13 protein-coding genes are annotated in these 13,492 nt (G+C 55.0%); 10 read left to right on the top strand and 3 right to left on the bottom strand.

Annotation, left to right across the window (positions count from 1 at the left end):
* Positions 1 to 175: 175 nt before the first annotated feature.
* The gene (locus NeNHUV3_RS08695) at positions 176 to 1,048 is read right to left on the bottom strand and encodes a porin (protein ID WP_391480930.1); all 873 of its coding nucleotides are present in this window, start codon (positions 1,046 to 1,048) and stop codon (positions 176 to 178) included.
* Between the two features lie 325 nt (positions 1,049 to 1,373).
* Here NeNHUV3_RS08695 and NeNHUV3_RS08690 point away from each other — a divergent pair, with 325 nt between their 5' ends.
* The 5 genes from NeNHUV3_RS08690 to NeNHUV3_RS08670 all read left to right on the top strand — a co-directional run bounded on the left by NeNHUV3_RS08690 (position 1,374) and on the right by NeNHUV3_RS08670 (position 6,460).
* Positions 1,374 to 1,796 (top strand): DUF3576 domain-containing protein, encoded by a 423-nt coding sequence (locus NeNHUV3_RS08690; RefSeq protein ID WP_391480929.1) that lies wholly within the window; start codon positions 1,374 to 1,376, stop codon positions 1,794 to 1,796.
* 92 nt (positions 1,797 to 1,888) lie between these two features.
* The gene (gene leuS, locus NeNHUV3_RS08685; RefSeq protein WP_391480928.1) at positions 1,889 to 4,432 is read left to right on the top strand and encodes a leucine--tRNA ligase; all 2,544 of its coding nucleotides are present in this window, start codon (positions 1,889 to 1,891) and stop codon (positions 4,430 to 4,432) included.
* Positions 4,419 to 4,883: an LPS assembly lipoprotein LptE gene (gene lptE, locus NeNHUV3_RS08680; protein ID WP_391480927.1), complete on the top strand. Its 465-nt coding sequence runs from the start codon at positions 4,419 to 4,421 to the stop codon at positions 4,881 to 4,883. The genes leuS and lptE overlap by 14 nt, the downstream gene beginning before the upstream one ends.
* Complete coding sequence (holA, locus tag NeNHUV3_RS08675) at positions 4,880 to 5,875, top strand: DNA polymerase III subunit delta (RefSeq protein ID WP_391480926.1); 996 nt, start codon at positions 4,880 to 4,882, stop codon at positions 5,873 to 5,875. The genes lptE and holA overlap by 4 nt, the downstream gene beginning before the upstream one ends.
* Positions 5,876 to 6,460, top strand: a complete 585-nt coding sequence (locus NeNHUV3_RS08670) for a glutathione S-transferase family protein (RefSeq protein WP_391480925.1) — start codon at positions 5,876 to 5,878, stop codon at positions 6,458 to 6,460. It begins immediately after the preceding gene.
* Here NeNHUV3_RS08670 and NeNHUV3_RS08665 read toward each other — a convergent pair.
* A complete protein-coding gene (locus tag NeNHUV3_RS08665) occupies positions 6,457 to 7,635 on the bottom strand; it encodes a TIGR03862 family flavoprotein (RefSeq protein WP_391480924.1) in 1,179 nt (392 codons plus the stop codon). The two genes, NeNHUV3_RS08670 and NeNHUV3_RS08665, sit on opposite strands and share 4 nt — an antisense overlap.
* Positions 7,636 to 8,244 carry an enoyl-CoA hydratase/isomerase family protein gene (locus tag NeNHUV3_RS08660; RefSeq protein WP_391480923.1) on the bottom strand — a complete coding sequence of 203 codons (609 nt, stop codon included), beginning with the start codon at positions 8,242 to 8,244 and terminating at the stop codon, positions 7,636 to 7,638.
* Between the two features lie 93 nt (positions 8,245 to 8,337).
* Here NeNHUV3_RS08660 and NeNHUV3_RS08655 point away from each other — a divergent pair, with 93 nt between their 5' ends.
* The 5 genes from NeNHUV3_RS08655 (at position 8,338) to NeNHUV3_RS08635 (ending at position 13,490) form a co-directional block, all read left to right on the top strand.
* The gene (locus tag NeNHUV3_RS08655; RefSeq protein ID WP_391480922.1) at positions 8,338 to 9,810 is read left to right on the top strand and encodes a hypothetical protein; all 1,473 of its coding nucleotides are present in this window, start codon (positions 8,338 to 8,340) and stop codon (positions 9,808 to 9,810) included.
* Positions 9,811 to 9,906: 96 nt separating this feature from the next.
* Positions 9,907 to 11,250, top strand: a complete 1,344-nt coding sequence (locus NeNHUV3_RS08650; RefSeq protein ID WP_391480921.1) for a TldD/PmbA family protein — start codon at positions 9,907 to 9,909, stop codon at positions 11,248 to 11,250.
* Positions 11,243 to 12,013 (top strand): inositol monophosphatase family protein, encoded by a 771-nt coding sequence (locus NeNHUV3_RS08645; RefSeq protein ID WP_391480920.1) that lies wholly within the window; start codon positions 11,243 to 11,245, stop codon positions 12,011 to 12,013. The genes NeNHUV3_RS08650 and NeNHUV3_RS08645 overlap by 8 nt, the downstream gene beginning before the upstream one ends.
* 72 nt (positions 12,014 to 12,085) lie before the next feature.
* Entirely contained in the window at positions 12,086 to 12,331 is a 246-nt protein-coding gene (locus tag NeNHUV3_RS08640) for a DUF4170 domain-containing protein (protein WP_177193441.1), read from the top strand.
* Positions 12,288 to 13,490: a 3-deoxy-D-manno-octulosonic acid transferase gene (locus tag NeNHUV3_RS08635; RefSeq protein ID WP_391480919.1), complete on the top strand. Its 1,203-nt coding sequence runs from the start codon at positions 12,288 to 12,290 to the stop codon at positions 13,488 to 13,490. Before NeNHUV3_RS08640 ends, NeNHUV3_RS08635 begins: the two co-directional genes overlap by 44 nt.
* Positions 13,491 to 13,492 lie beyond the last annotated feature (2 nt).

Here is a 13,492-nt window from a genome sequence, read left to right as displayed (position 1 = left end):
TTTTGGCGTTCATCGCGGCAAGGGCGGATTTGAACGCAGTTTGTAACTGTTGCTCAGACGGTCGCTGCATGGGGGTACCCTTTGTTGCACCTTATTTGTATCGCGCAGCAGGCCCCAAAAGAAAAAGAGCGCACCCGAAGATGCGCTCTCTCTGTAGTCTATACTAATCGTTAGATTAGAATGACATTGTCAGACCGAGGTCCGCAACATTCTTGTCGCTGACTGAGCCGAAACCACCTTTGATAGCGAGACCGCCACCGAGGTCATATGAAGCACCGATACCATATGCAGCATCAGAACCAGCAGCATCTGTATCAGACATCGCTACTGTAAATGTCATTGCGTCCATTGTGTAAGCAGCTGACAAACCGAATGTATCTTCGTCTGCAGTGCCTGCTGGGTTATCAATGTTAACCATCAGCGCTTGGAAGTTGTATGCGCCCATTGTGTAGCCCACACCGAATGATGTGTAGTCAATGCTTGCTGAATCATCGCTTGCAAAACCAACAGCATATGTCAAAGCACCAGTAGAACCAGATACTGAGAAAGCTGTATCTTCTGAGTCTGAACCGATTGATGCTGCTACAGTGTAGTCACCAAAAGCATATGATACGTGCACGTCACCATCTACTGCAGAGTCATCAACCGCATCTACGTGGATGTTTGTGTTCAAGCCATCAAAGCCAACTTCAGCTGTGTTCAATACGACACCAGCGTTGCCAACAGCACCAACAGTTACAGTTAAACCGTTCATAGAGAAGTATACTTCTGGATCACCAACTGTACCAGTAGTAGTAACTTGGTCATCTTCACCAGCGTCCAGATCAACAGAAGCGCCGAATGTGATGCCATTGTCTGACTCACCTGTGGCGACGATGTTAAAGTCGATTTCGTTGTGAACGATCATATCGTCAGTTGAGTTTGAGGTATCAACGCGATCTTCTACGTACTTCAAACCAACGTTAGCAGAACCAGTTACTGTGATGTCTGCGGATGCGATGCCAGCGGTTGCTACAAGCGCTGTCGTTGCGAAGAGAATGTTTTTCATCTCGTATTTCCTTCGTTTAAAAGAATGGCCCCAACACGAACGCCGTGAAGGGTATGACCGGTGTTTCGCTTGAGGGCGCTCGCAATGCAAGAAACGCGAAACGGCTGCGCGCAACTATGCAAAACGTGGTGCAACTTTGTCACAACCGCTCGGCGGTGGAAATTTCAGGTGCGGGATTGCTGGTTGGTGGCCTGCACTCACCCCACGGCAATTTACCTTGTGACCGCATACTGCGTTATATAGACAAGTATTAGCGATGTGGAATTAACGGCAGGTAGAGCAGATCATGCGTGGATTTTCAGTTAGAAACATATGTCTCAGCGTAATGGTATGCGGATTGTTAGCGGCCTGTGCGGATCGTGGCGCCACACAACAAGATGCCGCCGCTGTTGAGGAAACCCGCACAAGCACGATCTGGGATTTGTTCGCCAATACCGATGATCCCAATACCAAGCTTGAGGTGAATAAATACATCTGGAATGCCTCGCTTGATGTGCTGAACTTTCTGCCTGTTCAAACTGCTGATCCGTTTTCGGGCGTTTTTGCCACGGGATTCGGCACACCCCCCGGTGGCCGCGCCGCCTACCGCGCCACGATCTATGTCCGCGACCCCGCTCTTGATGCGCGCAGCCTGACGGTGGCGCTGCAAACCCGCAATGGCCCCGCCGATGTGGATACTGTCCGCGCCATTGAAGACGCCATCCTGACCCGCGCGCGGCAGTTGCGGATTGCGGACAGCAAACTCTGAGGCTGCGCAGGCTGGCCTTTTGCGCCCAAGCATTTTACTTACCACGCCAAGCCATAAACCGGCTTGGCGTTTGCATTTAGAAGGACCCCGACATGGACCGCTATACCCCCGCACAGATCGAGGCCAAATGGCAGGCTGAATGGAACACCGCAGACGTGTTCAAGGCCAAAGCAGATACGTCAAAGCCGAAGTATTACGTGCTTGAGATGTTTCCCTACCCGTCTGGCAATCTGCACATGGGGCACGTGCGCAATTACACCATGGGGGATGTGATTGCGCGTTATAAAATGTCGACAGGTCACAACGTGCTGCACCCGATGGGCTGGGACGCTTTTGGTATGCCCGCTGAAAATGCCGCGATGGCCAGCGGCGGCCATCCAAAAGACTGGACCTATGCAAATATTGCGCACATGCGCGATCAGATGAAGCCGCTTGGCCTGTCTATTGATTGGTCCCGTGAATTCGCCACGTGCGACCCAGAGTATTACGGCCAGCAGCAAGCGCTGTTCCTTGATATGCTCGCATCCGACTTGGTCTACCGTAAAAACGCCGTGGTAAACTGGGACCCCGAAGACATGACGGTTCTGGCTAACGAACAAGTTATCGACGGCAAAGGCTGGCGCAGCGGCGCCGAGGTTGAACGCCGCGAGTTGACGCAATGGTTCTTTAAGATTTCCGATATGGCCGGTGAATTACGCGGCGCGCTTGAAAATCTGGACAACTGGCCCGCCAAAGTGCGCCTGATGCAGGAAAACTGGATCGGCCAGTCACGCGGTCTGCAGTTCAGCTTCTCATTGATCAACGGCCCTGATGGGCGTGACGGCATTGAGGTATACACAACCCGCCCCGACACTCTTTTGGGTGCATCCTTTGTGGGCATTTCGCCGGACCACCCCCTTGCCAAGCAACTGGAAGAAGACAACGCCGATCTGGCCGCTTTCAACGCCGAATGCCGCAAGGGCTCCACAACCGAAGAAGCTTTGGAAAAAGCAGATAAGATGGGCTTTGATACGGGCCTTCGCGTGCGTCACCCGTTTGATACCTCTTGGGAATTGCCGGTGTATGTCGCCAACTTCATCTTGATGGACTACGGCACCGGTGCGATTTTTGGCTGTCCTGCGCATGACCAGCGCGACTTTGACTTTGCGACCAAATATGATCTGCCGATTACGCCTGTTTATCTGCCCGATGCAGACAGCGCGCCTGAGCTGACCGAAGCGTATGTGCCCGCGAAAACCGATGTGGTGACCTACGTCAAAGGTTTCGCTGGCGAGGCCCAGCAAACAGGCGCAGCCGCAGTTGATGCAGCAATTGCGTTTTGTGAGGGCGAAGGCGTTGGCCAAGGCAAAACACAATATCGCCTGCGCGATTGGGGTCTGTCACGGCAACGCTATTGGGGTTGCCCCATTCCGGTTGTCCACTGTGATGCTTGCGGCGTTGTGCCTGAACGCAAAGAAAACCTGCCGATCCGCCTGCCTGACGATGTTTCATTCGATATCCCAGGTAACCCGCTGGATCGTCACCCAACGTGGCGCGATTGCGATTGCCCGTCATGCGGCAAGCCAGCGCAGCGTGAAACGGACACCATGGATACGTTCGTGGACAGTTCGTGGTATTACAGTCGTTTCACAAGCCCCAATGCGACCACTCCGATTGACAGCGACGAGGCTGCCTATTGGATGAACGTCGATCAATATATTGGCGGTATTGAGCACGCAATTTTGCACCTTCTCTATTCACGGTTTTTTGCACGCGCGATGCACATCACGGGCCATTTACCAGCAAGTGCGGTTGAGCCGTTTGACGCGTTGTTCACACAAGGGATGGTCACGCACGAGATTTACCAAACCCGCGACGCCAAAGGCCGCCCTGTTTATCACCTCCCCGAGGATGTGACCGACGGCAAATTGGCGGATGGAACCGAAGTTGAGATCATTCCATCGGCCAAAATGTCAAAATCAAAGCGGAACGTAGTTGATCCACAAATCATCGTGGACACATATGGTGCAGATACCGCCCGCTGGTTTGTGCTGTCAGACAGCCCGCCCGAACGCGACGTTGAATGGACCGCATCTGGCGCAGAAGCAGCCCATAAATTCTTGGGACGTGTATGGCGTTTGGCTCAGGACATCGCCCAATCCGATGCACCCGCCAATGACCAAGATGATGCACTGCTGCGCGATATGCACAAAGCCGTCCATGATGTAACAGGCGGTGTGGAATCCTTCGGGTTCAACGCAGCGATTGCAAAAATCTACGGCTTTGTCGCAACGCTTTCAAAATCCAAAGCCGGTGCTGCTGCCAAGCAAGAAGCAATGCGCACTTTGGCCCAACTGATCGCACCGATGACGCCACATTTGGCTGAAGATATCTGGTCCGCCCTTGGGCAGACCGGCCTTGTGGTGACAGCACCTTGGCCTGTCGCTGACGAAAAGATGCTGGTGGATGACACCGTCACGCTGCCCATTCAGATCAATGGCAAACGCCGTTCGGAAATTGCAGTCCCAGCGGACATGTCTAAAGATGAGATTGAAAAACTGGTGCTGGCGGACAATGCTGTGGTCAAAGCACTGGATGGCGGGCAGCCCAAAAAGCTCATCGTCGTTCCCGGACGGATTGTGAATGTTGTTATCTAAACGATCATTTTGCATCGGCGCGCCGCTCGCTCTTGGGGCGTGCGGATTTGCGCCGTTGCACAATGGCGCGGCCAAACATGGTCAAATCGCATTTGATCCACCAAAGGACCGCGTGTCTTTCGACCTTAGAAACGCGCTTGAAGATCGGTTAGGCACAGCACAATCCCCGTTATTCAAGCTTAGTTATAAAACTGAAATCCGTGAAGACGGCGTGGGCATCACAACGGATCAAGTCACGACGCGTTTCAATGTAATTGGCCAAACTCAATATACTTTGCGGCGGTTGTCCGATGATAACGTTGTCACCAGTGGCGTCGTAGACAGCTTTACCAGCTATGCTGCGACGGGCACCACAGTCGCAACGCAGACCGCACAGCTTGATGCGCAGCGCAGGTTGGTGGTGATCCTAGCGGATCAGATGACGACGCGTCTTCTTGTGTCTTTGCCATGAAGCTTTCCCCACGCGATACGGCCAGTTATTTTCGCAAACCCGACCCGCGCAAAGCGGGTGTTTTGATTTTTGGAAGCGATGCTCTGCGCGTCGCGGATAAGCGGCAGCAGATTATCCCCGCTCTGGTTGGTCCAAACGCGGAAGAGGAAATGCGTATTTCGCGCATGAGCGGCGCAGACATCCGCAAAGATCCGGCGATGCTTTTAGACGCGCTCAAAGCCACCAGCTTCTTCCCCGGTCCACGTGTTGCATTCGTCGAAGAAGCAAATGATCTAAGCGCGCCCGCTATTTTAGCTGCCTTGCAGGACTGGTCCGAAGGCGATGCGCAACTGATCGTGACCGCAGGCAATCTCAAGCCGACATCAAAAATTCGCAAGGCTTTTGAGGCGCATCCAAACGCCTATTCCGCAGCGATCTATGACAATCCACCCACCCGCGAAGAGATTGAGCGTGATCTGGCAGATGCCGGTTTGCGCAACATTGATCGTGACAGCCTTGAGCATTTGACCGGCCTCGCAAACGAGCTTGAGCCCGGTGATTTTCGTCAAACACTGACCAAACTTGTTATTTACAAATTGAACGACGAAACCCCGCTTAGCCACGATGACATCACGGCCTGTGCGCCCACGTCCACCGAGGCCGCGCTTGACGATGCGCTAAATATTGTCGCGGAAGGCCGTAGTGAACAACTTGGTCCTGTTTTGCGAAAACTGCAAAGCCAAGGGGTGCAACCGGTTGGCTTGTGCATTGGCGCCACCCGACATTTCCGAACGTTGCACGCTACGGCCGTCAATCCGGCAAGCCTCTACATCAAAGGTCCCAAGGGCGATCAACTGCGCAGACAGGCGTCAAAATGGGGGCGGATCAAACTTGAAGACGCGCTGCAATTGCTAATCAATACTGACCTACAGCTAAGGTCAGCGGATCAAGCGCCCCAAATGGCGTTGATGGAACGCGCTTTAATTAGACTAGCGATGATGGGAAGAAGATAAATGAAAGTTGTTGGTGCAATGGCAACCCGTGCATTTCGCGTGCTTTGGGTTTGTGAAGAACTCGGGATTGAATATGAGCACGTGCCTGCCCCCGTCCGATCGACTCAAGCGCTAGAGCTCAGCCCAACAGGCAAAATTCCCGCCGTTGTTGTTGACGGCACCGCAATCACCGACAGCGTTGCGATCATGACCTACCTCACGGACAAGCACCAAGGCCTTACGTTTCCCGCAGGAACAATTGAACGCGCCCAACAAGACGCGCATATGCATTTTATCATTGATGAGATCGACGGTGTTTTGTGGACACACGCAAAACACACACACGCCCTGCCCGAGGATATGCGCATCCCAAATGTAACTGAGGCGCTGAAAGCCGAATTTGCGCAATCGCTTGACCGACTCGAGGCACGGCTAACCGGAACATTCTTGATGGGCGACACGTTGACCTTACCAGATTTGCTGGCGGTACATTGCCTTAACTGGGCACGTGGTGTGGGCTTTCCAACAGGAAGCGACAAAGTCCAAGCATACGCCAAACGTTTGCGCGATCGGCCTTCGTTCAAAGCGGTACGTGCGCTGCCCTAAATCGCGGCAAGCGCCTCAACGGCGGCACAGCCCGCCCAGCGACCTGTGGCAAGGCAGCCCGTCAATAGATACCCACCCGTTGGGGCGTCCCAGTCAATCATTTCGCCCGCGCAAAATGTGTTGGCACGCGCGCGCAACATAAGATTGCTATCCAGTGCGGCCCAAGACACACCGCCGCTTGTGGAAATTGCCTCATCAAGATCACGCGGCCCGTCATGCAGGATTGGGACAGCCTTCAAAAGCGGTGCAAGATCATTGGGCAGAGGACGGCCAAATTCTTGAAGCAAAGCAAGGCGCGCACCCGTAAGCTTGAGGCGCTTGCGAAGGTGGGAGGTCACACTGGCCTTGCCCCGCCCACCAAGCTTTTGACGAAGCACATCAACAGACATGTCAGGGAACAAATCAACCGTAAGCGGCGCGCCATCGCGCATCGCTTTTGAGACAAGGTAAATACCACCCCCCTCAATGCCCGCTTTTGAAATGGTGAATTCTGCCCGCTCGACCTGTCCGCCCGCGTGCAGAGCAACCGCTTTGATGGGCGCACCAAAATGCGCCTTCATGTGCGAGGACCAATTAACCCGGAACCCCATATTCATCGGCTGAAACGGAACGATATCTTCAGTAGGCAGTGCCTCCGCCCAAGCGCCGTCAGAGCCAAGTTTGCGCCAACTCGCGCCACCCATCGCCAAAACAGTGACTTTAGCTTTCACGTTCTGCGGGCCATCAGGAGTTTCAAAGACCGACAACGCGCCATCAAACCCTTGCCAACGCCAGCGGGTTTCGACACGCGCGTTTACTTCTGCCAACCACGCCCGAAGCAACGGTGATGCTTTCATGGCTTTGGGAAACACCCGCTTGCTCGAGCCTGTGAAAAGCGGCTGACCCAATGATTGGGCCCACGCCTGAACTGCGTGTGCATCAAAGGCGCGCAATATTGGCGCAAGCCGATCTGCAGAAGGACCAAAAGCCGGAAGCATCTCATCTAACGGCTCGTCCTTGGTCAGGTTTAGACCAGATTTTCCCGCCATAAGAAATTTGCGCGCAACACTGGGTTTATGCTCGGCCAACAGCACTGAGTACCCAGCCCTGCCCAACACATCAGCGGCCATCAGCCCCGCAGGTCCAGCCCCCACCACAAGTGCGTCAACGGCAGTTTCAGTCGTACAATGGCTCACTTAACCGCCCTGACACATACGCTTGATGGCATGGGCGTGCTCTTCACTGGCTTCAAGCGCATGGGTAACAAGCGCTTTGGCCTCGGCAACGGGATCTGTAGAAATGCGGTCAATCAAACCAAACTGCAGCGCGGTTTCCGCATCTATCTTCTGCCCAGCCATCAAAATCAGCTTGGCGCGCGCAGGTCCCATCAATGCCACCATGCGTGCGGGGTCCGCGTGTTGCGGCAAATAGCCAAGCCGCATCACCGGATAGAAAAAGTTCGCCGCAGGCACTGAGACACGTAAATCACAGGCCAGCGCGATGCCAAAAGCACCCCCCGCCAATGTGCCGTTCAACGCAGCAACCGTCATGCATGGTAACTTTGCAATTGCACTAGAGGCACGGTCCCAAACATCAGATGTGGCAAGACCTTCTTTCGCGGCATCAAGATCGGCACCCGCGCTGAACACTTTACCTTCGCCTGTCAAAACCAGCGCGCGCGCGTCTTGGGCGCTTTCAGCGATATCCGCAATTTCGGCAAGCATATCATACGTCAAAGCGTTGGCCTTATCAGGGCGGACCAATGTAATGGTCCAAAGGCCGTTATCTTTGTCTAAACGTATCATATCGTGCCCTTCACGCTGTTATCACTTGCAGTCTGCGCGCCGCGGACCAACATTACACTTAGCACTCCCTATTGCCAAAGAGGTACCCCGTTTATGCGACGTTTTCTTCTCAGTTCAGCTCTCCTCATTGGCACCGCTGCGCCTGTTTTCGCAGATATCACACCGGAACAACTTTGGGCGCGTTGGGCAGAAGACATGAAAAGTGTCGCTGACACAGTCGTGCTTAGTCAGTTCAACTTACTGGAAGATGGCATTTTGGTCGAAGGCCTAACGCTTGGCTTGGGCGCGCCGGAAGATGGCGTCATGGCCAGCCTTGCGTATCCGCCGCTAAAGCTGACGCAGCGGGCGGGCGGCAGCGTCGACATTTCACTTGGTGGGCCAGTTGCCATTAGCGTTGTCGAGACATCTGACGATACCGGCCCCCTACGGATCGTCGGCGAAATCGTTACGAGTGGCTTTAGCATGATTGCATCAGGTGACATCAATGACCTGAGCTATGTATATGATGCAGAGACTGTGGATTTTTCGGTCAATGCAATCACCGCCGAAAATGCCGACGCAGCCGGTACCATCCGCGCCCAAGCGACCAATGTGCGGGGCAACAGCACAGATAAAACCGTCGATCTGCGCACTGTTTCTCAAAGTATCTCTGCTGACGGGGTCGCGATTTTTGCCCGTTTTTCTGACCCAAACTCAGACGGCGCATTTGACGTAAACGGGCGCATACAAGAACCACAATTCACCGGGTCCGCCACCAGCGCTGCTGGCATCTATCCACTAGCAAGCCAAGCGCCCTTCGCGCCACAATCCTCGTTTGAAACCACATACAACACGGGTCTGACGGATCTGGCGTTTTCGGCCCAAGATGGCACCGGATCATGGACCGGCACTGTACGACAAGCGCAAAGCAGCACGCGTGCCGCAAGTAGCGCAACACGCGTTGAATATAGCCAAGATGCTTCTGATATGACGTTCACGTTGGCAGGTGCACTTCCGTTACCCATCAGCGCCACACTTGATAACGTCCGCGTCAAAGGCTCTGCACCGATTTCTTTTGACCCAACCGAGCCGGAGCCAGACTATGCCCTTGAAGCGGTTTTGGCAGGGCTAAAGATCAACGAAAGCGTCTGGAGCATTTTTGACCCACAAGGCGGTCTGGACAGGTCCGCCGCAACGATTTCAGTGTCTGTCTCGGGCACAGGTGAATTCACGAACGGTGGGCGCGGGCCCTTTGCACCCAAAACTGCACGTCTAAACGACCTGATCCTGACAGCGCTTGGCGTCACAGCAACCGGTCAAGGCGACATGCGCTTTGTTGGCCCCCAAAACCCAATCGACCTGACGATGCCCGCGATGGCAGGCAAGGCCGAGTTTACGTTCAGTGGCATCACTGAAGTCATGAGCACGATGGCCCAACTTGGCATACTTGCGCCCGAACAGCTGTTTGGCGCGCAAATGATGATGGGGTTCTTTACGCGGCCTGCGGAAAACGGAACTGATTTGCAAACCACCATCGAGATGCGCGAAAATGGCGAGCAATATATCAACGGTCAGCGGGTTCGCTAAACGCGCCATTGCCCCGCACCACGCAACAACATCCGACTTGCTATTCTGGCAAGCACCACGATACCCAACGCTCAACTTCAGACCAAGGAACACCTCATGCATGATTTGTCGCGACTAAGCCAAGCCCTGCTCGACGCTGCGAAACAGGCGGGCGCTGATGCGGCAGATGTGTTGACCGTTCAGGGCACTGCCGTTGAGATTGATGTGCGTGAAGGCAAGCTGGAACAAGCGGAACGATCCGAAGGGATTGATCTGGGCCTGCGGGTTTTCATTGGTCAAAAGCAAGCATGCATCTCAAGTTCTGACAGCAGTGACCGCGCCATTTCCGAAATGGCAGAACGCGCGGTTGCGATGGCAAAAGTTGCGCCCGCCGATCCTTACGCAGGACTTGCGGACCGCGCTCAGCTGGCGACCAACACAGATGTCGCTCACCTAGAATTGCATGACCCAAGTCCAGAGCCGTCTGCCAAAACCCTGCAAGATGACGCGCAAGCCGCAGAAGAAGCGGCCCGTGCAATCAACGGTGTCGCGCAAGTCCAATCCGCCTCAGCCAGCTATTCTGCACGTGACATTCATGTTGCAAACAGCCTTGGGTTTAATGCGGGTTACGCGCGCACAGACCGCTCAATCTCATGCGTCGCGATCAGCGGCACAGGTCTTGAAATGGAGCGGGATTATGACTTTGACGCGCGTATTTTCCAAAGCGAGTTACGCAGCGCCGCAGACATTGGCCGCGTTGCCGGTGAGCGCTGCGTTGAACGCACAGGCGCACGACAGCCTGCGACCGGCACCTACCCCGTTCTTTTTGACGAGCGCATTTCATCAAGCCTGATTTCGCATCTTTTGTCTGCGGTGAACGGGGCAGGTATTGCACGCGGCTCGTCATGGCTACGCGGTGCATTGGGCCAACAGGTCTTGCCGCAGCATCTGTCGATTACAGAGAACCCGCACCGCGCCCGTGTGTCTGGAAGCCGTGTGTTTGACGCCGAGGGGCTGCCCACAAAGCAGCGCGCTATTGTCGAGGCAGGCACCCTGACAGGCTGGACACTTGATCTGGCTACTGCGCGGCAGTTGGGGCTGGAAAGCACAGCCAACGCGATGCGCGGCACCTCATCACCACCGCGCCCTGGGACGACCAATATCAGCCTGACACAAGGCACACAAAGCCGCGGCGACCTGATCCGCGATATGGGCACCGGCCTTTTGGTAACGTCGATGATTGGCTCAACCATCAACCCAAATACCGGCGATTATTCACGCGGAGCATCCGGCTTTTGGGTGGAAAACGGCGAGATCGCATATCCCGTGAACGAGTGCACCATCGCGGGTAATCTTAAGGCAATGCTTAGCACGATCGCCCCCGCCAATGACGCGCACGCGCACCTAAACTACGTAGTGCCATCGCTGCTTGTTGACGGGATGACATTAGCAGGTGCCTAGCGATTTAGAATTATTGGTCACCGCCGCCCGAGAGGCTGGAAAAATCGCACGCGGTTTTTTCAAATCTGACGCGAAAGTCTGGGAAAAATCTGACAATGCAGGCCCCGTCACTGAGGCGGACTTAGCCGTAAACCAAATGCTGGAAAAAACGCTTCCCACAGCACGTCCTGATTACGGATGGCTGTCCGAGGAAACCGAGGATGACACCTCACGGCGCAATAAATCACGCGTTTTCGTTATTGACCCAATTGACGGCACACGCGCGTTTATCGCGGGCTCTGATACTTGGGCGCATTCGTTGGCCGTTGTCGAAGACGGCAGGCCCGTTGCCGCGGTAGTCTATCTGCCAATGCTCGACAAAATGTACACTGCGTCGCGTGACGTGCCTGCTAAATTGAACGGTCAGGAAATCACGATAAGCGGGCGGACCGAAATCAGCGGCGCCACTGTGCTCGCGGCCAAGCCAAACTTTGACCAACACCACTGGCGCGGTGACGTGCCTGATGTTGAGCCTGCATTTAGATCATCACTTGCTTACCGAATGGCGCTTGTGGCGGAGGGCCGTTTTGATGCGATGCTTACCTTGCGCCCGACTTGGGAGTGGGACGTGGCCGCAGGCAGCCTTTTGGTTACACAAGCAGGCGGTGCGGTCACAGGCAGACACAATGAAGAACCTGTGTTCAACAATGCGATGCCACAGCTTTCTGGCATGGTTGCGGCAGGGCCACCGGTCCACAAAGAGCTTATTAAGGCACTCGCCTGATCCATCATTTACGCGCTTTGCATGCGGCATTATGGTACGCGCAATATTATCTACCCCCAAGCGGAGAAACCAATGACACAGCGCCTACACCTCGTTTTCGGCGGAGAGCTTATCGACCCCACCAAGAATGCCTTCAAAGATGTGAACGACATTCACATCGTCGGGATTTTTCCAAACTATGAAGCCGCGTACAACGCATGGAAATCCGAGGCCCAGCGCACCGTAGATAATGCCCACATGCGTTACTTCATCGCGCATTTGCACCGTCTGCGTGATGAGGCAACGCCCGCCTCATCGACAGAAGAACTCGGGCTTTAAGGCCGACGTGATCCGCGCAGCCCTCCATGCTGGCCAACCGGGCGTAGCCCGTAGCCCCAAGGATTGGCCTGCGCGACCCAGCGGAGCTTTGATACTGGCGCTGGACCCAAGCGGACACCACAGCCAGGCAATTCACGCGCTTGAACCTTTGCTCCGCGAGGAGCGGGGCGATGGCACGTTCGTGATTTTCAATCCGCAAACACCGACCCATATTGACGAAGTGCTGGATGCACGGATTGGCAAAACACTAAAACACTGGACGCCGGATTTAGTGGTGTGGGCAGGTGACGCAAGTTGCGCAACCAGTGTGCAAAAAATAAATGCGGCGGGTATTGCGCAAACGCTTTTGAACCTAAGCGAGGCCGCTGCTGAAAGACGTGGTTCACGTTGGCCATTCGGGCTTCGCAAATCGGTGTTTGCGCATTTTAACAAAATTTGCACCCTCAATCGTGAGGCCGCCAATGCGGTGATCAAGAACGGCGCAAATGCAGACGCAGTGCGCACGACGGGTCAGCTCCGGCCACTGTCCGCCCCTCTGCCTGCTGTGCCCCAAGACATCGAGCGTTACGCGGCCCACCTGCACAACCGTCCAGCTTGGCTGGCTATTGATGCAGGACCCCGCGATATGCAGCGGATTTCCAAAGCCCACCGCACGGCAATGGCCAGCAACCACCGGTTGCTTCTGATCTTGATGCCTCAGAATGATGCTACTGAAACCGCAGCGAAATTCGCAGACAACGGATGGAATGTAGCGCTTAGTAGCCAGATTGAGACAATGTCAGAGGCTAGCCAAGTACTGGTTGTGGATACTGACCAAGACCCGGGCATTTGGCTAAGACTGTCGCCAGTTGTCTTTATGGGTGGCAGCTTTGATGGGATGTGCCGTTCCCCTATGGACGCGGCCTCGCTCGGGGCGGCAATCGTACACGGCGAAAGCACCGCGCCACACGGGGATGCCTTTCGGTCACTGGCCAAAATGCAAGCCACGCACCCCGTGCGCAGTGACGCAGATTTAGAACGCGCTGTGATCGAGTTGCAGGCCCCAGACAGACAGGCGACGCTTGCGCACCGTGCATGGGATGTCGCGACCCAAGCTGCACCTATTGTTGACGAGGTACTTGCGATACTGAACGACCAACTTGACGCAATCGGGGTCTGAAA

The organism is Nereida sp. NH-UV-3, assembly GCF_042939535.1.
Classification (GTDB): domain Bacteria; phylum Pseudomonadota; class Alphaproteobacteria; order Rhodobacterales; family Rhodobacteraceae; genus Nereida; species Nereida ignava.
This window is presented reverse-complemented; position numbering and strand designations above follow the sequence as displayed.

Excerpts from the sequence above, each read along its gene's own strand:
- NeNHUV3_RS08690 (WP_391480929.1), top strand. The coding sequence starts at position 1,374 with ATGGTATGCGGATTGTTAGCGGCCTGTGCGGATCGTGGCGCCACACAA.
- NeNHUV3_RS08650 (WP_391480921.1), top strand. The coding sequence starts at position 9,907 with ATGCATGATTTGTCGCGACTAAGCCAAGCCCTGCTCGACGCTGCGAAA.
- lptE (WP_391480927.1), top strand. The coding sequence starts at position 4,419 with ATGTTGTTATCTAAACGATCATTTTGCATCGGCGCGCCGCTCGCTCTT.
- NeNHUV3_RS08670 (WP_391480925.1), top strand. The coding sequence starts at position 5,876 with ATGAAAGTTGTTGGTGCAATGGCAACCCGTGCATTTCGCGTGCTTTGG.
- leuS (WP_391480928.1), top strand. The coding sequence starts at position 1,889 with ATGGACCGCTATACCCCCGCACAGATCGAGGCCAAATGGCAGGCTGAA.
- NeNHUV3_RS08640 (WP_177193441.1), top strand. The coding sequence starts at position 12,086 with ATGACACAGCGCCTACACCTCGTTTTCGGCGGAGAGCTTATCGACCCC.
- NeNHUV3_RS08635 (WP_391480919.1), top strand. The coding sequence starts at position 12,288 with ATGAGGCAACGCCCGCCTCATCGACAGAAGAACTCGGGCTTTAAGGCC.
- NeNHUV3_RS08655 (WP_391480922.1), top strand. The coding sequence starts at position 8,338 with ATGCGACGTTTTCTTCTCAGTTCAGCTCTCCTCATTGGCACCGCTGCG.
- NeNHUV3_RS08660 (WP_391480923.1), bottom strand. The coding sequence starts at position 8,244 with ATGATACGTTTAGACAAAGATAACGGCCTTTGGACCATTACATTGGTC.
- holA (WP_391480926.1), top strand. The coding sequence starts at position 4,880 with ATGAAGCTTTCCCCACGCGATACGGCCAGTTATTTTCGCAAACCCGAC.
- NeNHUV3_RS08695 (WP_391480930.1), bottom strand. The coding sequence starts at position 1,048 with ATGAAAAACATTCTCTTCGCAACGACAGCGCTTGTAGCAACCGCTGGC.